This window comes from Streptomyces sp. NBC_00239, from assembly GCF_036194065.1.
Taxonomy (GTDB): Bacteria; Actinomycetota; Actinomycetes; order Streptomycetales; family Streptomycetaceae; genus Streptomyces.
Genome location: NZ_CP108095.1, coordinates 3,013,969 through 3,032,467, shown reverse-complemented (window position 1 = coordinate 3,032,467; position 18,499 = coordinate 3,013,969). Strand labels below are relative to the sequence as shown.

Annotated in this window: 18 protein-coding genes and 1 pseudogene; 10 read left to right on the top strand and 9 right to left on the bottom strand. The window is 73.3% G+C overall.

Features of this window, described 5'->3' with window-relative positions:
* Positions 1 to 110 precede the first annotated feature (110 nt).
* Together OG764_RS13130 and hisN are read right to left on the bottom strand one after the other, a co-directional pair.
* Positions 111 to 503: a CBS domain-containing protein gene (locus OG764_RS13130; RefSeq protein ID WP_328968605.1), complete on the bottom strand. Its 393-nt coding sequence runs from the start codon at positions 501 to 503 to the stop codon at positions 111 to 113.
* 153 nt (positions 504 to 656) lie between these two features.
* The gene (gene hisN / locus OG764_RS13125; RefSeq protein WP_328968604.1) at positions 657 to 1,454 is read right to left on the bottom strand and encodes a histidinol-phosphatase; all 798 of its coding nucleotides are present in this window, start codon (positions 1,452 to 1,454) and stop codon (positions 657 to 659) included.
* Positions 1,455 to 1,601: 147 nt separating this feature from the next.
* Here hisN and OG764_RS13120 point away from each other — a divergent pair, with 147 nt between their 5' ends.
* Positions 1,602 to 2,183, top strand: coding sequence for a TetR/AcrR family transcriptional regulator (locus tag OG764_RS13120; protein WP_328972984.1), 582 nt, complete (start codon positions 1,602 to 1,604; stop codon positions 2,181 to 2,183).
* Between the two features lie 42 nt (positions 2,184 to 2,225).
* Here the strand turns inward: OG764_RS13120 and OG764_RS13115 are convergent, their stop codons facing one another.
* From OG764_RS13115 to OG764_RS13100, 4 genes are all read right to left on the bottom strand, one after another.
* A complete protein-coding gene (locus tag OG764_RS13115; protein WP_328682331.1) occupies positions 2,226 to 2,549 on the bottom strand; it encodes a DMT family transporter in 324 nt (107 codons plus the stop codon).
* A 116-nt stretch (positions 2,550 to 2,665) separates the two neighbouring features.
* Positions 2,666 to 3,676 carry a ribosome small subunit-dependent GTPase A gene (gene rsgA, locus OG764_RS13110; RefSeq protein ID WP_328968603.1) on the bottom strand — a complete coding sequence of 337 codons (1,011 nt, stop codon included), beginning with the start codon at positions 3,674 to 3,676 and terminating at the stop codon, positions 2,666 to 2,668.
* 4 nt (positions 3,677 to 3,680) lie between these two features.
* Entirely contained in the window at positions 3,681 to 5,021 is a 1,341-nt protein-coding gene (gene aroA, locus OG764_RS13105; RefSeq protein WP_328968602.1) for a 3-phosphoshikimate 1-carboxyvinyltransferase, read from the bottom strand.
* Positions 5,022 to 5,075: 54 nt separating this feature from the next.
* Positions 5,076 to 5,789 carry a M50 family metallopeptidase gene (locus OG764_RS13100; RefSeq protein WP_328968601.1) on the bottom strand — a complete coding sequence of 238 codons (714 nt, stop codon included), beginning with the start codon at positions 5,787 to 5,789 and terminating at the stop codon, positions 5,076 to 5,078.
* Positions 5,790 to 5,842: 53 nt separating this feature from the next.
* On the opposite strand from OG764_RS13100, the gene OG764_RS13095 reads away from it, so the two are divergent.
* The 8 genes and pseudogenes from OG764_RS13095 (at position 5,843) to def (ending at position 13,561) form a co-directional block, all read left to right on the top strand.
* Positions 5,843 to 6,658 carry an SOS response-associated peptidase gene (locus OG764_RS13095; protein WP_328968600.1) on the top strand — a complete coding sequence of 272 codons (816 nt, stop codon included), beginning with the start codon at positions 5,843 to 5,845 and terminating at the stop codon, positions 6,656 to 6,658.
* Positions 6,659 to 6,680: 22 nt separating this feature from the next.
* A complete protein-coding gene (locus OG764_RS13090; protein WP_443055914.1) occupies positions 6,681 to 7,334 on the top strand; it encodes an alpha/beta hydrolase family protein in 654 nt (217 codons plus the stop codon).
* A 290-nt stretch (positions 7,335 to 7,624) separates the two neighbouring features.
* On the top strand, positions 7,625 to 8,269 hold the full coding sequence (locus OG764_RS13085) for a sigma-70 family RNA polymerase sigma factor (RefSeq protein WP_443055913.1): 645 nt from the start codon (positions 7,625 to 7,627) through the stop codon (positions 8,267 to 8,269).
* On the top strand, positions 8,266 to 8,568 hold the full coding sequence (gene rsrA, locus OG764_RS13080) for a mycothiol system anti-sigma-R factor (RefSeq protein WP_328968597.1): 303 nt from the start codon (positions 8,266 to 8,268) through the stop codon (positions 8,566 to 8,568). Before OG764_RS13085 ends, rsrA begins: the two co-directional genes overlap by 4 nt.
* 195 nt (positions 8,569 to 8,763) lie before the next feature.
* Positions 8,764 to 10,125 (top strand): annotated as a pseudogene (locus tag OG764_RS13075) (HD-GYP domain-containing protein); the annotation flags it as partial.
* A gap of 263 nt (positions 10,126 to 10,388) precedes the next feature.
* Entirely contained in the window at positions 10,389 to 11,747 is a 1,359-nt protein-coding gene (locus OG764_RS13070) for an HD-GYP domain-containing protein (RefSeq protein ID WP_328968595.1), read from the top strand.
* A 118-nt stretch (positions 11,748 to 11,865) separates the two neighbouring features.
* Positions 11,866 to 12,861 (top strand): tetratricopeptide repeat protein, encoded by a 996-nt coding sequence (locus OG764_RS13065; protein WP_328968594.1) that lies wholly within the window; start codon positions 11,866 to 11,868, stop codon positions 12,859 to 12,861.
* Positions 12,862 to 12,919: 58 nt separating this feature from the next.
* The gene (def, locus tag OG764_RS13060; protein ID WP_328968593.1) at positions 12,920 to 13,561 is read left to right on the top strand and encodes a peptide deformylase; all 642 of its coding nucleotides are present in this window, start codon (positions 12,920 to 12,922) and stop codon (positions 13,559 to 13,561) included.
* Between the two features lie 19 nt (positions 13,562 to 13,580).
* On the opposite strand, the gene OG764_RS13055 is transcribed toward def, so the two are convergent.
* The gene (locus tag OG764_RS13055) at positions 13,581 to 14,603 is read right to left on the bottom strand and encodes a helix-turn-helix domain-containing protein (RefSeq protein ID WP_328968592.1); all 1,023 of its coding nucleotides are present in this window, start codon (positions 14,601 to 14,603) and stop codon (positions 13,581 to 13,583) included.
* Between the two features lie 81 nt (positions 14,604 to 14,684).
* On the opposite strand from OG764_RS13055, the gene OG764_RS13050 reads away from it, so the two are divergent.
* Positions 14,685 to 14,894 (top strand): hypothetical protein, encoded by a 210-nt coding sequence (locus OG764_RS13050; RefSeq protein WP_328968591.1) that lies wholly within the window; start codon positions 14,685 to 14,687, stop codon positions 14,892 to 14,894.
* Positions 14,895 to 14,984: 90 nt separating this feature from the next.
* On the opposite strand, the gene OG764_RS13045 is transcribed toward OG764_RS13050, so the two are convergent.
* Both OG764_RS13045 and OG764_RS13040 read right to left on the bottom strand, forming a co-directional pair.
* Positions 14,985 to 16,004, bottom strand: a complete 1,020-nt coding sequence (locus tag OG764_RS13045; protein ID WP_328968590.1) for a ribonucleotide-diphosphate reductase subunit beta — start codon at positions 16,002 to 16,004, stop codon at positions 14,985 to 14,987.
* Positions 16,004 to 18,394 (bottom strand): ribonucleoside-diphosphate reductase subunit alpha, encoded by a 2,391-nt coding sequence (locus tag OG764_RS13040; protein WP_328968589.1) that lies wholly within the window; start codon positions 18,392 to 18,394, stop codon positions 16,004 to 16,006. The genes OG764_RS13045 and OG764_RS13040 overlap by 1 nt, the downstream gene beginning before the upstream one ends.
* Positions 18,395 to 18,499 lie beyond the last annotated feature (105 nt).

The window sequence follows — 18,499 nt, the reverse complement described above, 5'->3', positions numbered from 1 at the left end:
CGCCGCCGCTCCCGCGGGGGTGGTCGTCCGCCGTTGGGGTCGCCCCATTGACGGTTGCCCGCCGAGGGCTTGAGGGCCGGACCCGGTCGTGGGTCCGGCCCTCCGGCGTTCTACGCCGGGACCGTGCGCCGGGCCGGAACCCAGCAGCGGATCACGTCGCGGACCGAGACGATGCCGACCGGGCCGCCGTCCGCCAGGACGACCAGGTGCCGGAAGCCGCCGTGCGCCATCGCCTCGGCTGCTTCCTGCAAGGTCGCGTCCGGGGTGCAGAACACCACGTTGTTGGTGGTGTGCGCGCCCACGGTCTCGCGGTCGGGGTCGTGTCCCGCGCCCAGCGAGTTGAGGATGTCGCGTTCGGTCAGGATTCCGACCCCGCTGGTGTCGGGATCGAGGACGACGGCCGCGCCGACGCGCCGGCCGGACATGAGGCAGGCGGCCTGCCGGAGGGTGTGGGCGGGTCCGAGGGTGAGGATCAGAGTGCTCATGGCGTCACGGACGAGCATGAAGAGAGCCACCTCCTAGGCGTTCCCCCCGACCGGGCCGCATTCGAGAAGGAATTCACAAACGCACAAGCGAGGGGATTCTCAGAGTGGCACGGGTACGGAGAGCGAACAAGGGGGCACGGCGCGCATCCGCCCGTCCCGCCGTGCGACCCCTCAGCGCCGGTTGAGGTAACCGAGCATCTCGTCGTGCAACAGCCCGTTCGAAGCCGCCGCGTTGCCGCCGTGCACGCCGTCCGTGCCGTCCAGGGCCGTGAACCGGCCGCCGGCCTCCTGCACCACGATCGCGTTGGCCGCCATGTCCCACAGCGAGAGCTCCGGCTCGGCGCAGATGTCCACCGAGCCCTCGGCGACCATCATGTACGGCCAGAAGTCGCCGTACGCACGGGTGCGCCAGACCTCCCGGGTCAGGTCCAGGAAGCCGTCGAGCCGGCCCAGCTCCTCCCATCCGCTGATCGACGAGTACGCGAACGAGGAGTCGGCGAGGGAGCCCACCTTCGAGACGCCGATGCGGCGGCCCTGCCCCGGGCCGGCGCCGGTGAAGGCGCCGCCGCCCTCCGAGGCCCACCAGCGGCGGCCCAGCGCCGGCGCGGACACCACGCCCACCACCGGCCGCCAGCCGTTCTCGCCCTCGGCCATCAGGGAGATCAGGGTGGCCCAGACCGGGACGCCGCGGACGTAGTTCTTCGTACCGTCGATCGGGTCCACGACCCAGCGGCGCGGGCCCGAGCCCTCGACCCCGTACTCCTCGCCGAGGATCGCGTCGCCCGGCCGGGCGATCTGCAGCCGGGCCCGGATGAGCTCCTCGGCGGCCTTGTCGGCTTCGCTCACCGGGGTCATGTCGGGCTTGGTCTCGACCTTGAGGTCCAGGGCCTGGAAGCGGTCCATCGTGGCCGCGTCGGCCGCGTCGGCGAGCTCGTGGGCAAGGCGCAGATCATCGTCATACTCGGGCATGGCCGAACAGTATCGGCACGCAAACGGCCGGACCACACGGTGTCCACGACATGGCCGCGGGCCCCCTTGACAGCGTGCCGCGGCGCGTCAACGCTGACCGGGATGGCAGGTTCTCCCGGCCGGGCCCGGGGGCGGCGGGAGGCGACGATGCCGGCAGCGCGGGAATCCTTGCTCGAAGCCGCCCAGGTGGCGCTGTCGGGCCGGCCCTGGCCCGCCGTGCGGATGGTGGACGTCGCCGCCGCCGCGGGCGTCTCGCGGCAGACCCTCTACAACGAGTTCGGCGGCAAGGACGGCCTGGCGCGGGCGCTGGTACGACGGGAGACCGACTGGTTCCTGGCCGGCGTGGACCGGGCGCTGGGCGGCCCGGCCGGACCCCGCGAACGGCTGGTCGCGCTCGCCGAGTGGACCGTACGGGCCGCCCGGGCCCATCCACTGGTGCGTGCGCTGCTCACCGGGTGCTGGGACGAGCGGTTGCCCGCCCCGCGGACCGTCGCGCCGGCCGCCCGGCTGCCCGCGCCGCGGCGGGCCGACGCGGTGCCGGAGCCCGCGGAACTCGCCCGGGCCGTACGGGACCGGGCGGCCGCCGCGCTGGCGGGCGACGAGGCCGACGCGCACCGCTGCGAACTCGCGGTGCGGCTGGCGCTCTCGTACGTGATCGCGCCGGGGGAGGGGCCGGACGGCGCGGTGCTGGCGGAACTGCTGGGGCTGGTGGACCCGCGCGCGCGGTGAGGGTCCGGCGCGCGCCTGGAGGGCGGAACCGGGCCGGGGCGGTCAGTGCGAGGAGCCGGACAGCTGGAGTCCGATGACCCCGACGATGACCAGCGAAATCGAGACGATCTTCAGGGTCGACACGAGGTCGCCCAGGAAGATCATCCCGTAGATCGCGGTGCCCGCCGCGCCGATGCCGGTCCACACCGCGTACGCCGGCCCCACGTCGAGCTTGCGCAGGGCCAGCGTCAGCAGACCGAAGCTGCCCAGCGCGAAGGCGGCGAAGGCGATGGTGGGCCACAGCCGGGTGAAGCCGTGGGACAGCTTGAGGCAGACCGCGAAACCGGTCTCCAGGATTCCCGCGACGACCACCAGCAGCCACGCCATGTCGAATGCCTCCCCGCGTCGTGTGACACGGGCCTCGCGCCACTCGGTGCGATTATGCATTTACCAGACACGGCACCCCGGCAAACCCGGGCCGCACGCGCGCGCCGGGCCGACGGTCAGTCGCCCTCGCGCCGTTCGCGGGTGGCGAGCAGCCGGCGCAGCGAGTAGAGCCGGGCCGGGTCGGCGTGGCCGTCGGCCACCCACTGGTCCAGCGCGCAGTCCGGCTCGTCGTGGCTGCAGGCCCGCGGACAGCCCTCGGTGCCCGGCTCCAGGTCCGGGAAGGCGAGGATGACCCGCGAGGGCTCGATGTGGTGCAGGCCGAACGAGCGGACGCCCGGGGTGTCGATGACCCAGCCGTCGCCGCCCGGCAGCGGCAGCGCGAGCGCCGAGGTGGTGGTGTGCCGACCGCGGCCGGTCACCGCGTTGACCACTCCGGTGGCGCGCTGGCGGCCCTCGGCGACCAGCGAGTTCACCAGCGTGGTCTTGCCGACGCCCGAGTGGCCGACGAAGGCGGTGATCCGGCCGTTGAGGTGCTCGCGCACCCGGTCGGCCGCGTCGCCCGCCGCGAGCTCCTCGCGGTTGGTCACCACGTACTTCAGCCCGAAGGTCGAGTAGATCTCCAGGATCTTGTCCGCGGAGGTCAGATCGGACTTGGTGAGCACCAGCAGCGGCTCCAGCCCGGCGTCGTACGCCGCCACCAGGCAGCGGTCGATCATCCGGGGCCGCGGCTCCGGGTCTGCCAGCGCGGTGACGATGGCCAGCTGGTCGGCGTTCGCGACGACCACCCGCTCGTACGGGTCGTCGTCGTCGGCGGTGCGCCGCAGGACGGACTTGCGCTCCTCGATCCGCACGATGCGGGCCAGGGTGTCCTTCTTGCCGGACAGGTCTCCTACGATCCAGACCCGGTCGCCGACCACCGCGGCCTTGCGGCCCAGCTCGCGGGCCTTCATCGCGTGCACGGAACGGCCCCCGATCAGGCAGGTCAGCCGTCCGCGGTCGACGGTGAGGACGAAGCCCTCGGCCGCGTCCTCGTGCTTGGGCCGGATCGTGGTCCGGGGCCGGTTGCCCTTGGGGTTGGGGCGGGACCGGATGTCGTCGTCGTCCGTGTGCTTGTCGTACCGGCGCATGGCGCTACGCTCCCGCTCCCGCGAGCATGTCCGCCCACATCTGCGGGAAGTCCGGCAGGGTCTTCGCGGTCGTGCCCACGTTCTCGATCCCGACTCCCTCGACCGCCAGGCCGATCACCGCGCCCGCGGTGGCCATCCGGTGGTCGTCGTACGTGTGGAAGGTCCCGCCGTGCAGGCGGCGCGGGCGGATCCGCAGCCCGTCGGCGGTCTCGGTGACATCGCCGCCGAGCCCGTTGATCTCCTTCGTGAGGGCCGCCAGCCGGTCCGTCTCGTGCAGCCGCAGGTGCGCGACCCCGCGCAGGACGGACTCCGAGTCGGCCAGCGCGGCCACCGCGGCGATGCCCGGGGTGAGCTCGCCGACCTCGCTCAGGTCCACGTCGATGCCGTGGACCTTGCCGGTCCCGGTGAAGACCAGGCCGGTGTCGGTCAGCTCGCAGGAGCCGCCCATCTCCGTGAAGATCGAGCGCAGCGCGTCGCCGGGCTGGGTGGTGCGGCGCGGCCAGTCGGGGATGGTCACCGAACCGCCGGTGATCATCGCGGCCGCCAGGAACGGCTGCGCGTTCGACAGGTCGGGCTCGACCACCAGGTCACGGCCCAGCAGGGCGCCGGGGGCGACCCGCCAGACGTTCTTCTCGCCGCCGGCCTCCGGGGTGTCGACCTGGGCGCCGGCCGCGCGCAGCATCTCGACCGTCATCCGGATGTGCGGCATCGACGGCAGGGTGGCGCCGGTGTGGCGGACCTCGACGCCCTGGTTGAAGCGCGGCGCGGACAGCAGCAGCGCGGAGACGAACTGCGAGGAGTTCGAGGCGTCGATCTCGACGACCCCGCCGTCCAGGGCCCCGCCGCCGTGCACGGTCAGCGGCAGCGCGCCGCGGCCGTCGTCGTCGATACGGGCGCCGAGGGTGCGCAGCGCGGAGATGACCTGGCCCAGCGGCCGCTCGTAGGAACGGGGGTCGCCGTCGAAGCGGATCGGGCCGGCGGCCAGGGCCGCGACCGGCGGCAGGAAGCGCATGACCGTGCCCGCGTTGCCGACGTCCACGGTGGCCGGGCCGTGCAGGCCGGCCGGGATGACCCGCCAGGCCTCGCCGCTCTCGCCGGCGCCGCCGGAGCTGGAGGACACCGTCTCCTCGATGCCCACGCCCATCGCGCGCAGTGCGTCCGACATCAGCTGGGAGTCGCGTGAGCGCAGCGGCCGGCGGACCCAGCCCGGCTCGGCGGCCAGCGCGGCCAGCACCAGCGCCCGGTTGGTGACCGACTTGGAGCCCGGCACGGTGACGGTGGCGCGGACGGCCCCGTCCGCGGTCGGGGCTGGCCAGAGGGCGTGGGGCGCTGAGGTGTCGGTCATGGCCTTTACTTTAGGCCCTGCCGGGTCCGCCCGAACGTGGTCGCCCGGCCGGTCTCAGAGTCCGAGCAGCCACCGGCCGCCGCCGGTCAGCGAGGTCAGCGACACCAGGTGGAAGAAGAGCACCCACACCACGGCCGGCAGGTGGGTGAGCCGGCCGAGCTGGTCGGCGTCCGAGTCGGGGGCCCGGCCGTGCCGCCGCTGCGCCTGGAGCTCGAAGGCCGGCCGTACGCCGCCCAGCAGCAGGAACCACACCGCCGTATAGGCGAACGCCGCCTGTACGGGCTCCGCGGCCAGCCACGACACCAGCAGGAAGGTGCCGCCGGTCAGCACGACGGTGAGCACCCCGTACGCGTTGCGGATCCGCACCAGCAGCGCCAGCAGCAGCGCCGTCGCCAGCCACAGCAGCAGGGTGACGTGGTGCGCGGCCAGCAGCCAGGCCCCGCCCAGGCCCAGCAGCGGGGGCGCGGTGTACCCGGCGGCCGCCGTCAGGATCATGCCGGGGCCGGTCGGGCGGCCGTAGCTCAGCGTCAGCCCGCTGGTGTCCGAGTGCAGCCGGATGCCGGCCAGCTTCCGCCTGGTGAGCACGGCGAGCAGCCCGTGGCCGCCCTCGTGGGCGATGGTGATCGCGTTGCGCGAGAGCAGCCAGAGCGGGCGCGGCGCCACGAGGGCCAGCGCGGCCGCCGCGGTCGCGACGACGAGCCACAGTTCGGGCGCCGCCTGTATGCCGGTGAGCCGGTCCCACAGGCCGGCCGGGAAGGTGCTGTCCATCAGGTGGCGGACTCCTTGCGGTGGGGGGTGGGCGCCGTGGCAGTGTGTCAGCCATGTGCGGACGGTATGCAGCGAGCCGAGGGCCCGAGGAACTGGTGCGGCTCTTCGGCGTCGAGAAGTGGGAGCCCGAGGAGACCCTCGCCCCCGACTGGAACGTGGCCCCCACCAAAGAGGTCCACGTCGTACTCGACCGTCCTGTGAAGGACGCCGCCGACCGCCGTCCGGTTCGCCAGCTGCGCACCCTGCGCTGGGGGCTCGTGCCCTCCTGGGCCTCCGACCCCGACGGCGCCGCCCGGATGATCAACGCCCGGTCCGAGACGCTCGCCGAGAAGCCGTCGTTCCGCCGCCCCTTCGCGCAGCGCCGCTGCATCGTCCCCGCCGACGGCTACTACGAGTGGGTCACCGACCGTGACGAGCGGCAGCTGGAGGTCGAGGGGAAGCGGAAGCGGGCCCGCAAGCAGCCCTACTTCGTGCTCCCCGCCGACGGCTCGGTCTTCGCGATGGCCGGGATCTACGAGTTCTGGCGCGACCGGACGCTGCCCGACGACCACCCGAACGCCTGGTGGGTGACCTGCTCGGTGATCACCACCGAGGCGGAGACCGCCCCCCTCGCCGTGCCGCCCGCCGAGGGCCCGGGGTCGCTCGCCGAGATCCACCCGCGGATGCCGCTCATGCTCACCCCGGACCGCTGGGACGCCTGGCTGGACCCCGCCCGCACCGACCCGGACGCCCTCCAGGGCCTCCTCGCCCCGCCGCCGGCCGGCCTGATGCGCGCCTACCCGGTCGCCACCGCGGTCAGCAACGTACGGAACAACGGGCCGGAGCTGCTGACCGAGCTCGCCGCGCCGGAGTTCGGAACCCTCTTCTGAGCCGGCCGGACCACCGGGCAGGATGAGGCCCATGACGCGCATCCAGACGGTGGACACCCCGGCCGGCGAGGCCCGCATCACCTGGGTCGCCGCGCCCCGGGCCACGAAGGCCCGGGCCGTGCTCGCGGTGAGCCACGGAGCGGGCGGCGGCATCGAGGCCCGCGACCTGCAGGCGCTCGCCGCCGCGCTGCCCGCCCGCGGATTCACCGTGGCCCTGGTCGAACAGCCCTGGCGGGTCGCCGGGAAGAAGGTCGCCGCCGCGCCCAAGGTGCTGGACGAGGGCTGGCGCGGGCTGTGGCCGGCGCTGGCGGAGCCCGGCCTGCCGGTGATCGCGGGCGGCCGCAGCGCGGGCGCCCGGGTGGCCTGCCGCACCGGTCGCGAGCTGCGCGCCGCCGGGGTGCTCGCGCTGGCCTTCCCGCTGCACCCGCCCGGCCGGCCGGAGCGCTCGCGGGCCGAGGAGCTGACCGGCGCCGGGCTCCCCACCCTGGTGGTGCAGGGCGGGCGGGACCCGTTCGGGCGCCCCGAGGAGTTCCCGGCCGGCGCGCACGAGCTGGTGGAGGTGCCCTTCGGCGACCACGGCTTCGCCGTGCCCAAGAAGGCCGACCTCACCCAGGAGGCCGCCCTGGAGCTGATCGCGGACGCCGTCGGCGACTGGCTGGAGCGCCTCGTCGGCTGACCCTGCGGAACCGCACGGTGACGCACGCCGCACGAGTGGCGGCCGTCACGGGAATGTGCTGCGGGGTGCCCGGGTTGTACGGGACGTCGGTACGTACAGCACAGCCAGAGGAGAAGAGGCGCCGCATGGGCTCGACCATCTGCCCCAACCGTCCGCAGGCCGCTGACCTGGAGTGGACGGTCCTCGCGGCGCCCAAGAAGGCCCCTATTCGAGCGGCGGACGGGCGGGTTGGTCGCGTATTCTCCGATTCGAGCGGGTCCGCATTCGGGTCCGCCACGGTGTTGGAGGAGGTGGGTCCTGTTACCGGGACCGACGACGTCCGCGCGGAGGAGACGACCGAGGAGCGCAACCTGCGCTTCGAGCGGGACGCCCTCGGCTACCTCGACCAGATGTACTCCGCCGCCCTGCGCATGACGCGCAATCCGGCCGACGCGGAGGACCTGGTGCAGGAGACGTACGCCAAGGCGTACGCGTCCTTCCACCAGTTCCGCGAGGGGACCAACCTCAAGGCCTGGCTGTACCGCATTCTGACCAACACGTTCATCAACTCGTACCGCAAGAAGCAGCGCGAGCCCCAGCGCAGTGCGGCCGAGGAGATCGAGGACTGGCAGCTCGCGCGCGCCGAGTCGCACATGTCGACCGGTCTGCGCTCGGCCGAGTCGCAGGCGCTCGACCACCTTCCGGATTCCGACGTGAAGGAAGCCCTTCAGGCCATTCCGGAAGAGTTCCGCATCGCCGTCTATCTCGCGGACGTCGAGGGCTTTGCGTACAAGGAGATCGCGGACATCATGGGTACACCCATCGGTACGGTCATGTCGCGACTGCACCGTGGCCGCCGTCAACTCCGCGGAATGCTGGAGGACTACGCCCGTGACCGCGGGCTGGTCCCCGCCGGCGCGGGAGAGTCGAACGACCGGAAAGGCTCGGGCTCATGAGCTGCGGAGAGCCGCACGAGACGGACTGCTCTGAGGTCCTGGACCACCTTTATGAGTTCCTTGACCACGAGATGCCGGACAGTGACTGCACGAAGTTCGAGACGCACTTCGGCGAGTGCAATCCCTGCCTGGAGAAGTACGGCCTCGAACAGGCCGTGAAGAAGCTGGTGAAGCGCTGCTGCGGATCGGACGACGTGCCGACCGACCTGCGCTCCAAGGTGATGGGGCGGATCGAGCTGATCCGCTCCGGGCAGGCCGTGCCCGACCAGGACATCACGGCCGGTCCCGCCACCACCTGAGCGGACGGCCGCAGCCACTCCGACCCGCCTCGGGGCAGCCACCCTTCGTTCACCCGAAGGTGCTAATCCGAGGCCGCCCGGACGGCGCAATACGAAAATGGGGCCCGCCGGCAGCGGGCCCCCCATATTCTCCCCAGTCGGTACTGCTTCGATTCGGTACCTGACTTGCTCGGGCACACGGGGGAGGAGAGCGCCATGCGGGTGCTTCCGCCGGGGGCGCGTGTCTATATCGCCTGCGCCCTTCTCGGCGCAATTCTCTGCGCCGCTCCCGCACTGACCGCCGACGGCACCCCCTGGGGCGCCGTCGTCCTGCTCGCCGGGCTCTACCCGGCCCTCGAACTCGTCAAGGTGCGCCGGGTCTTCGGCAGCAGAGTGCCCGAGGGCATGGGCGCCTTCTTCCCGGTGCTGTTGGCGGCCGTGTTCCTGCTTCCCCCGGCCGCCGCCGCGCTCGCCGCGGTGCCCGGCGCGCTGGCCGGCAAGGTCACCGGACGGCCCGTCGCGGTACGCCGGGTCTGGCACGCCGCACAGCAGTCCATAGCCGCCTGGGCCGCGGGGCAGACGTACGCGCTGCTCGGCGGCCCGGCCGCGCTCGGCGGCGCGGGGCCCGGCTGGGTGCGCCCGGACCTGCCCTACGCGCTGCTCCCGGCCGCCGCCGCGTCCGCCGCCTTCACCCTGGTGCTGACCGCCCTCGACGGGGGAGTGCTGGCCACCGCCGAACGGCTGCCCGCCCGCACCGCCTGGCGGGGCCTGCTGCTGCGCTCGCTCGGACCGCACGCCGTGCACGGACTGGCCGGCCTGATGATGGCCGTGATGTGGCGCAGCCCGTACGGCCCGCCGGCCGCGCTGCTGGTGCTGCTCCCCATGTACATCTCCTGCTGGGTCTTCGCCCAGTACCACCGCGAGCGCGCCGCCCACCGGGCCACGATCCGCGCGCTCGTCCAGGCCGTCGACATCAAGGACCGCTACACGCGCGGCCACAGCGAACGGGTCGGCCAGGCCTCCGCGATGATCGCCCGCGAGCTGGGGATGCCGGAGGAGCGGCTGGAGGTGGTCCGGATCGCCGGGATCCTCCACGACGTCGGGAAGCTGGGCGTGCCCACCCGGCTGCTGCGCAAGGACGGGCCGCTGACCCCGGAAGAGCGCGGGATCATCGAGCTGCACCCCGAGTACGGGCACGAGATGGTGCGCGGGATCGGGTTCCTCGGGGAGGCGCGGGCGGCGATCCTGCACCACCACGAGCGGGTCGACGGCTCCGGCTACCCGTACGGGCTGACCGGGGACCAGATCCCGGTGCTGGCCCGGGTGGTGGCCGTGGCCGACGCCTTCGACGCGATGACCTCCACCCGGTCCTACAGCCGGGCCCGCCCGGTGCCGGTGGCGATGGCCGAGCTGGAGCGGTGCGCCGGGGCGCAGTTCGACCCGGCGATGGTCGGGGCGCTGGTCCGGGCGGTGGACCGGCACGGCTGGCACCCGGTGGTGACCGCGGGCGCGGACCTCCAGGTGATCCCGGCCGGGCCGGCGGCCGCGGTCGCGCCCGATGCCCCGGCCGCCTCCGGTGCGGCGTCCGGATCGGATTCCGCTTCGGCTTCCCCACCGGGCCGCGGGCCGGGCGGGGACGACGACGGGGCCGAGGTCGGGGACGAGGTCGGGGACGAGGTCGGGGAAGACGACGCGCCTCACGGCGGAGTGGAGGAAGCGGGGCTCCCCGGACTGCCCGCCCAGGCCGGCCAGGGGGCCCCGGCCCGCCGGCCGGGCAAGCCGAGCCGGGCCGGCCGGCCGGGCGGGGCGGGGGCGGCCGGCCGGGGCGCCGGGGGCGGCCGGTGAGGACCGCCATCGTGTGGGCCGTGCGCGGCGCGGCCGGCGTGCTCACCGCGGCGGGGCTCGGGCACACCCTGTGGAACGGGGTCGTGGAACCGCGGATCGCCCTCGTCTTCGGCATCCTGATCACCATCGGCGAGCTGGCCCGCCGGGACACCCGGGACTGGGCCGGGCGGCTGCCCGTCGACGACCGCCAGCCCGCGCCGCTGGGCTCCGCCGGGGCCCTCGCCTACGCACTGCTCGGCCAGAACGCCGGCCACCCCACCCACCACGGCGTGCTCCAGACCGTCGCCGTGGTGGTCGCGGCCGCCCTGGTCGGGGTGGTCCCGCACGTCGCGATGGGCCGCGGCCCCGCCCTGGACCACGTGGCCCGCCGGGTCCTCACGGTGGCCTTCGCCGCCGCCTGCTTCCAGCCGCTCTACAACTCCGGCAGGCTCACCGACCGGCTGGGCCAAGGCCCCTACCTGGTGCTGTTCCTGCTGGTCCTGCTCGGGCTGACCGCCCTGTGCGACGCGGTGCTGGCCGCCGCGCTGGCCGCCGCCCGCACCGGATGGCCGTACGGGCCGCTGCTGCGCGACGAGCTGCGCGCGCTGGCCGGGATCGGCTCGGCCATCTGCGCGACCGGCGTGGTGATGGCCCTCGGGGTGGCCGGCGCCGGGCTGTGGGCGCTGCCCGTGTTCAGCGTGCCGCTCGTGCTCACCCAGATGTCCTTCCGGCGGATCACGGCGATCCGCACCACCTACCGGCAGACGATCACCTCGCTGGCCCGGGCCACCGAGATCGCCGGCTACACCCGGCCGGGGCACGCCCGCCGGGTCGCCGCCCTCAGCTGCGAGGTGGGCCGGGACCTGGGCCTGTCCGCGCGCGAACTGACCGTGCTGGAGTACGCGGCCCTGATGCACGACATCGGCCAGCTCGCCCTCGTCGACCCCGTGCCGGACGGCGCCACCGCGCTGCTGCCGGACGCCGAGCGGCGCCGGATCGCCGAGCTGGGCGGGGAGGTGGCCCGCCAGACCGGCGTGCCGCCGGCGGTGGCCGTCGTGGTCGAGCGGCAGGCGGACCCGTACCGGGACCAGCCGCTGTCCGCCCGGATCGTGCGGACCGTGAACGCGTACGACGACCTGGCGGGCGGGGACCGGCATCCGGGCGGCTCGCTGGCCGCCCTCGAACAGCTGCGGCTGGGCACCGCCCACGCCTACCAGCCGGCGGTCGTCGAAGCCCTCGCCCGGGTGCTCCAGCGGGGCGGCGACGGCGGCGGCCCCAGCGCGGACGGCCCGGCCGCGAGTGGACCGGACGGCCCGCGGGACGGGCGCGAGTACCCTCCCGGACGTGCCGGAGTGGCCCCTTCTGCACCGGGGTAACCCGCGGGTAATGAGCGGCCGTCCGAGTGGGCATGGTTGGATGCGAAGAGAGAGTGTCCGCAAGGCTGCACCGCAGTCCCAGCCACCGCTGGGAGGTGCCCCCAGGCAGGCGGGAATCGTGAGGATCTTCGGGAAGGTACGGCATCGGCCCTCCGCCTCGTGGCGGCAGGCCACCGACCGCGCGTTCACGCTGATCGGCGACGGCCGGTACGAAGACGCGGGAGCGCTGCTGACGCGCGCCGCCGACATGGAGCCATGGCTCTCCGAGTCCTGGTTCAACCTGGCGCTGCTCCACAAGTTCCGGCACGACTGGGAACAGGCGCGGGCCGCCGGGCTGCGCGCCGTGGCCCTCCTCGACCGCGAGACCGGCGCGCCGGACTGGTGGAACGTGGGCATCGCCGCCACCGCCCTCCAGGACTGGCCGCTGGCCCGGCGGGCCTGGCAGGCGTACGGACTGAAGGTGCCCGGCGACCCCCGGGGCGCGGGCGCGGCCGGCGAACCGGTGGGCATGGAGCTGGGCAGCGCGGCCGTCCGGCTGTCGCCCGAGGGCGAGGCCGAGGTCGTGTGGGGCCGCAGGCTCGATCCGGCCCGGATGGAGGTCCTCTCGATCCCGCTGCCGTCTTCCGGCCGGCGCTGGGGCGAGGTGGTCCTGCACGACGGGGTCCCGCACGGCGAGCGGGTCACCGCGGCCGGCCCCTCCTACCCCGTCTTCGACGAGATCGAGCTGTGGGCGCCCTCGCCCGTGCCGACATGGGTGGTGCTGCTGGAGGCGGCCACCGAGGCGGACCGCGACGCGCTGGAGCAGCTGGCCTCGGACGCCGGCTTCGCCGCCGAGGACTGGTCCTCGTCGGTGCGGCTGCTGTGTCGGACCTGCTCGGAGAGCGCCATGCCCAGCGGCGAGGGCGACGGCGAGCACCTCGACCCGCACGACCACAGCGAGCCCGGCCATCCCGGTCCGCTGGGCCACCGGACGGCCGGTTCCGGCTCGCTCTGGGTGCCCGAGCGGGAGTGCGGCCTCGCCGCCCCCGCCGGGCTGGTCCGCGGACTCCTCGACGGCTGGGTGGCCGACAGTCCGGACAGCCGCGAGTGGCGGGATCTCGAAGAAGTCTGCTGAGCGCTGCCCGTACTCTGTACGGGCACACCGGCAGACTTACGGAAGGCGTACGGCGGACATGTCGCAGCAGGAGAACACGGTCAACGAGGCTGCCGAGGTGAACGACGGCTACGTCGTGGACACCGAGGACTGCGAGGCACGTGAGCTCGCCCACCGGGAGCGCGGCACCGCCCGCCCGATCACGGTCGTCGGCAATCCGGTGCTGCACCGCGAGTGCAAGGACGTCACCGAGTTCGGCGACGAGCTCGCCGCGCTGATCGACGACATGTTCGCGAGCCAGAAGGCCGCCGAGGGCGTGGGCCTGGCCGCCAACCAGATCGGTGTGGACCTGAAGGTCTTCGTCTACGACTGCCCCGACGACGACGGCGTCCGGCACACCGGTGTCGTCGTCAACCCGGTCCTCCAGGAGCTGCCCGCCGACCGCCGGGTCCTCGACGACTCGAACGAGGGCTGCCTCTCGGTGCCCACCGCGTACGCGGCGCTGGCCCGCCCCGACTACGCCGTGGTGCACGGGCAGGACGCCCAGGGCAACCCGATCAAGGTCCGCGGCACCGGCTACTTCGCCCGCTGCCTCCAGCACGAGACCGACCACCTGTACGGCTACCTGTACATCGACCGGCTCTCCAAGCGCGAGCGCAAGGACGCCCTGGCCCAGATGGCCGAGGGCACCCCGCGCTACGAGACCGTCCCCAACGCGTAGTCCCCGCCCGTCCGGGGGTTCAGGCGGCCGCCGGCCCCCGGAAGGTCCTGCGGAAGGCGTTCGGCGTGGTGCCGAGCGTCCGCAGGAAGTGGTGGCGCAGCGCCGCCGCGTTGCCGAAGCCGCTGCGCCCGGCGATCGTGTCGACGGTCGCGTCCGTCGACTCCAGCAACTCCTGCGCCAGCAGCACCCGGTGGCGCAGCAGCCAGCGGTACGGCGTCGTGCCGGTCTCCTGGAGGAAGCGGCGGGCGAAGGTGCGCGGTGACATGTGCGCCCGGTCCGCCAGCTGCTCCACGGTGATCTCCTCCGCCAGGTGCCGGGCCATCCAGCCGAGCACCTCGCCCACCGTGTCGCAGGCGGCGGCCGGGAGCGGCCGCTGGATGAACTGGGCCTGGCCGCCGTCCCGGTGCGGCGGGACGACCATCCGGCGCGCGATGGCGTTGGCCACCGCGGCCCCGTGCGCCTGACGGACCACGTGGAGGCAGGCGTCGATCCCGGACGCGGTGCCCGCCGCCGTGATCACCGGGCCGTCGTCCACGTACAGCACGTCCGGGTCCACGTCGGCCCGCGGGTAGCGGCGGGACAGCTCCGGGGCGTGCATCCAGTGGGTCGTGCAGCGGCGCCCGTCGAGGAGCCCGGCAGCGCCCAGCACGTAGGCCCCGGAGCACACGCTCAGCACGATCGCCCCCCGGTCCACCGCCCGGCGCAGGGCCGCGAGGAAGGGCTCGGGGTACTCCCGGACGGCCGCCCGCCGGTCCGCCGGCACGCAGATCAGGTCGGCGCCCTCCAGCCGTTCCAGCCCGTGCCGCGTGACGATGTCGAACGCCCCGTCGCCGGTCGGTACCGGCCCGGGCCCCTCTTCCACCGCGCACACCGCGAAGTCGTACGACGGCAGTCCCACATCGCTGCGGTCCAGGCCGAAGACCTCGCAGAACACCCCGAGCTCGAAGGGCGCCACGCCGCGCGTGACGGCCACCGCCACGTTCGTCAGCGTGGGCGCGGCCTTCAGCGGGGGCGCGGTCTTCGGATCAGGCTGGGTCGTCATGCCCCCAGTGTGGCAGTAATTCGATGCCGGATGACAGTCCTGCCACTGTTTGATCTTTCCGGGGAGAGCGACAGTGGAGTCATGAACACGTTCCTGAGCTTCCTCGCCGTCTTCCTCGTCGCCGCGCTGCTGCTCGCCCCGTCCCTCTGGGGCGCCCTCCGCGACCACCGCATCGACCGGCAGCTGCGCGCGGCCCGGCAGCGCGAGCAGCTCGTCCGGGACGGGCGCCCGCGGACTCCGGCCCGCGGCCGTGCGCCCCGGGCCGGCGTACGGCACGCGGCCGGGCACTGAACCGGCCCCGGACACGACGAAGCGCCCCCGCGCGGGTGCGGGGGCGCTCCGTCGTGCTTCCGGGACCGGGTCGGTCGTGCCGGACCGTTCCTAGAAGTCCTCGTCCAGGTCCACGGTGCCCTCCACGGCGACCTGGTACGCCGACGGGCGGCGCTCGAAGAAGTTCGTCAGCTCCTGGACGCCCTGGAGCTCCATGAAGGAGAACGGGTTCTGCGAGCCGTAGACCGCCGGGAAGCCGAGGCGGACCAGGCGCTGGTCCGCGACGCACTCCAGGTACTCGCGCATCGACTCGGTGTTCATGCCGGGCAGGCCGTCACCGCACAGGTCGCGGCCGAACTGGAGCTCCGCCTCGACGGCCTCCTTCAGCATGTCCGTGACCTGCTGCTGGAGCGCGTCGTCGAAGAGCTCCGGCTCCTCCTTGCGGACCGTGTCCACGACCTCGAACGCGAAGTTCATGTGCATGGTCTCGTCGCGGAACACCCAGTTGGTGCCGGTGGCCAGACCGTGCAGCAGGCCGCGGCTGCGGAACCAGTACACGTACGCGAAGGCGCCGTAGAAGAACAGGCCCTCGATGCACGCCGCGAAGCAGATCAGGTTCAGCAGGAAGCGACGGCGGTCGGCCTGCGTCTCCAGCCGGTCGATCTTCTCGACCGAGTCCATCCACTTGAAGCAGAACTGCGCCTTCTCGCGGATCGAGGGGATCTCCTCGACGGCGTCGAAGGCGGCCGCGCGGTCGTCCGGGTCGGGCAGGTAGGTGTCGAGCAGCGTCAGGTAGAACTGGACGTGCACGGCCTCCTCGAAGAGCTGGCGGCTCAGGTACAGCCGCGCCTCCGGGGAGTTGATGTGCTTGTAGAGCGTCAGCACCAGGTTGTTCGAGACGATCGAGTCGCCCGTCGCGAAGAACGCGACCAGGCGGCCGATCATGTGCTGCTCGGCCGGCGTGAGCTTGGCGAGGTCGGCGACGTCGGAGTGGAGGTCGACCTCCTCCACCGTCCACGTGTTCTTGATCGCGTCCCGGTAGCGCTCGTAGAAGTCCGGGTAGCGCATCGGGCGGAGGGTGAGCTCGAAGCCCGGGTCCAGGAGGTTCTTGTCGGACTGGGTGGTGCTCATTACTGGCAGGCCTCGCAGGACTCGGGGTTCTCAAGGGAGCAGGCCAGCGCATCGGCGTCGACGGCCTGCGGGAGTTCGGTCACGGCCGCCGGGACGGCGGACCCGGACGCGGCGCGGGCGATCTTCGTCGCCGGACGCGAGCGCAGGTAGTAGGTGGTCTTCAGACCCTGCTTCCAGGCGTACGCGTACATCGAGCTGAGCTTGCCGATGGTGGGCGTCTCCAGGAACAGGTTCAGCGACTGGCTCTGGTCGAGGAACGGCGTACGGGCCGCCGCCATGTCGATCAGGCCGCGCTGCGGGATCTCCCACGCGGTGCGGTACAGCTCGCGGACCTCCGCGGGGATCCAGCCGAAGCCCTGCACCGAGCCGCTGGACTCGCGCAGCGCCTCGCGGGTCTGCGCGTCCCACACGCCGAGCGCCTTGAGCTCCTCGACCAGGTAGCCGTTGACCTGGAGGAACTCGCCGCTGAGCGTCTCGCGCTTGAAGAGGTTGGAGACCTGCGGCTCGATGCACTCGTACACGCCCGCGATCGAGGCGATCGTGGCGGTCGGCGCGATGGCCAGCAGCAGCGAGTTGCGCAGGCCGGTCGTCGCCATCCGGGCGCGCAGTGCGTCCCAGCGCTCCGGCCAGTGGCGCTCGACCTCGTAGTGGTCCGGGTGCAGCACGCCCTGCGCGGTACGGGTCTCGGCCCACGCCGGGAGCGGTCCATTGCGCTCGGCGAGGTCGGTGGACGCCTCGTACGCGGCCAGCATGATCCGCTCGGAGATCTTCGTCGACAGGGCCTTGGCCTCGGCCGAGTCGAAGGGCAGGCGCAGCTTGAAGAAGACGTCCTGGAGTCCCATCGCGCCCAGGCCCACCGGACGCCAGCGGGCGTTCGAGCGGCCGGCCTGCTCGGTCGGGTAGAAGTTGATGTCCACGACCCGGTCGAGGAAGGTCACGGCGGTGCGGACGGTCTCGTCCAGCCGCTCCCAGTCCATCTCGCCGGTCTCGGCGAGCACGAACGCGCCCAGGTTGACCGAGCCCAGGTTGCAGACCGCGGTCTCGCCGTCGTTGGTCACCTCGATGATCTCGGTGCAGAGGTTCGAGGAGTGGACCACGCTGCCGGGCAGGGCGGTCTGGTTCGCGGTCCGGTTGGAGGCGTCCTTGAACGTCATCCAGCCCTGGCCGGTCTGCGCGAGGGTGCGCATCATGCGGCCGTACAGGTCGCGCGCCGGCATGCTCTTCTTCGCCAGGCCCGAGGCCTCGGCCTTGCGGTAGGCCTCGTCGAACTCGTCGCCGTACAGGTCGACCAGCTCCGGCACGTCGGCCGGGGAGAACAGCGACCACTGGCCGTCGGAGTTCACGCGGCGCATGAACTCGTCCGGGATCCAGTGCGCGAGGTTCAGGTTGTGCGTGCGCCGGGCGTCCTCACCGGTGTTGTCGCGCAGCTCCAGGAACTCCTCGATGTCCGCGTGCCAGGTCTCCAGGTAGACCGCGGCCGCGCCCTTGCGCCGGCCGCCCTGGTTGACCGCCGCGACGGAGGCGTCGAGGGTCTTCAGGAACGGGACGATGCCGTTGGAGTGACCGTTGGTGCCGCGGATCAGCGAGCCGCGGGCGCGGATGCGGGAGTACGACAGGCCGATGCCGCCGGCGTGCTTCGACAGGCGCGCGACCTGGTGGTAGCGGTCGTAGATCGAGTCGAGCTCGTCGAGCGGGGAGTCCAGCAGGTAGCAGGAGGACATCTGCGGGTGCCGGGTGCCCGAGTTGAACAGGGTGGGGGAGGACGGCAGGTAGTCCAGGCGGCTCATCAGCCGGTACAGCGAGGCCACTTCCTCCACCGCGCGCAGGCTGTCGTCCTCCGCGAGGCCGCACGCCACGCGGAGCATGAAGTGCTGCGGGGTCTCGACGACCTGGCGGGTGATCGGGTGGCGCAGCAGGTAGCGGCTGTGCAGGGTGCGCAGGCCGAAGAAGCCGAAGCGGTCGTCGGCGCCGTCGGAGAGGGAGAGTTCGACCAGCGCGTCCAGCCGGGTGGCGTGGGTGCGGACGAACTCCGCGGTGCGGTCCGCGATGAGGCCCTCGCGGTGGCCCACCTCGACGGAGGCCGAGAAGGAGGTCGCGCCCTGGCCGGCGGCCTCGTCCGCGATGGCGAGGGTGAGCAGACGGGCGGCGAGCCGGGAGTACGCCGGGTCCTCGGAGATGAGCCCCGCCGCCGCCTCGGTCGCCAGGCCGCGCAGCTCGGCCTCGTCCGCGGCGGCGCTGCGGCCGCGCAGGGCGGCGGCGGCGACCCGGCCGGGGTCGGTGTCCGGGAGGTCGGCGGTGAGGTCGGTGAGGGTGCGCAGCAGCGCGGCGCCGGGGCCTTCGGCCTCGGGCTGGTCGGACTCGGCGCGCGGTGCGGCGGGCGCGATGGTCACGGTGGGGGCTCTCCCTCGCTCGGCCCGTGTCGCTGCGGAAGCGGGGCGCGAGCGCGCATGCGGAGATGACGAGAGCAACCGCCCGTGGCAGGGCGGGCAGTGCGT

Bases quoted from the DNA above. Each gene is read 5' to 3' on its own strand.
- aroA (WP_328968602.1), bottom strand. From the start codon at position 5,021: ATGACCGACACCTCAGCGCCCCACGCCCTCTGGCCAGCCCCGACCGCG.
- hisN (WP_328968604.1), bottom strand. From the start codon at position 1,454: ATGCCCGAGTATGACGATGATCTGCGCCTTGCCCACGAGCTCGCCGAC.
- rsrA (WP_328968597.1), top strand. From the start codon at position 8,266: ATGAGCTGCGGAGAGCCGCACGAGACGGACTGCTCTGAGGTCCTGGAC.
- OG764_RS13100 (WP_328968601.1), bottom strand. From the start codon at position 5,789: ATGGACAGCACCTTCCCGGCCGGCCTGTGGGACCGGCTCACCGGCATA.
- rsgA (WP_328968603.1), bottom strand. From the start codon at position 3,676: ATGCGCCGGTACGACAAGCACACGGACGACGACGACATCCGGTCCCGC.
- OG764_RS13090 (WP_443055914.1), top strand. From the start codon at position 6,681: ATGAGGCCCATGACGCGCATCCAGACGGTGGACACCCCGGCCGGCGAG.
- OG764_RS13115 (WP_328682331.1), bottom strand. From the start codon at position 2,549: ATGGCGTGGCTGCTGGTGGTCGTCGCGGGAATCCTGGAGACCGGTTTC.
- OG764_RS13130 (WP_328968605.1), bottom strand. From the start codon at position 503: ATGCTCGTCCGTGACGCCATGAGCACTCTGATCCTCACCCTCGGACCC.
- def (WP_328968593.1), top strand. From the start codon at position 12,920: ATGTCGCAGCAGGAGAACACGGTCAACGAGGCTGCCGAGGTGAACGAC.
- OG764_RS13120 (WP_328972984.1), top strand. From the start codon at position 1,602: ATGCCGGCAGCGCGGGAATCCTTGCTCGAAGCCGCCCAGGTGGCGCTG.
- OG764_RS13055 (WP_328968592.1), bottom strand. From the start codon at position 14,603: ATGACGACCCAGCCTGATCCGAAGACCGCGCCCCCGCTGAAGGCCGCG.
- OG764_RS13045 (WP_328968590.1), bottom strand. From the start codon at position 16,004: ATGAGCACCACCCAGTCCGACAAGAACCTCCTGGACCCGGGCTTCGAG.
- OG764_RS13095 (WP_328968600.1), top strand. From the start codon at position 5,843: ATGTGCGGACGGTATGCAGCGAGCCGAGGGCCCGAGGAACTGGTGCGG.
- OG764_RS13050 (WP_328968591.1), top strand. From the start codon at position 14,685: ATGAACACGTTCCTGAGCTTCCTCGCCGTCTTCCTCGTCGCCGCGCTG.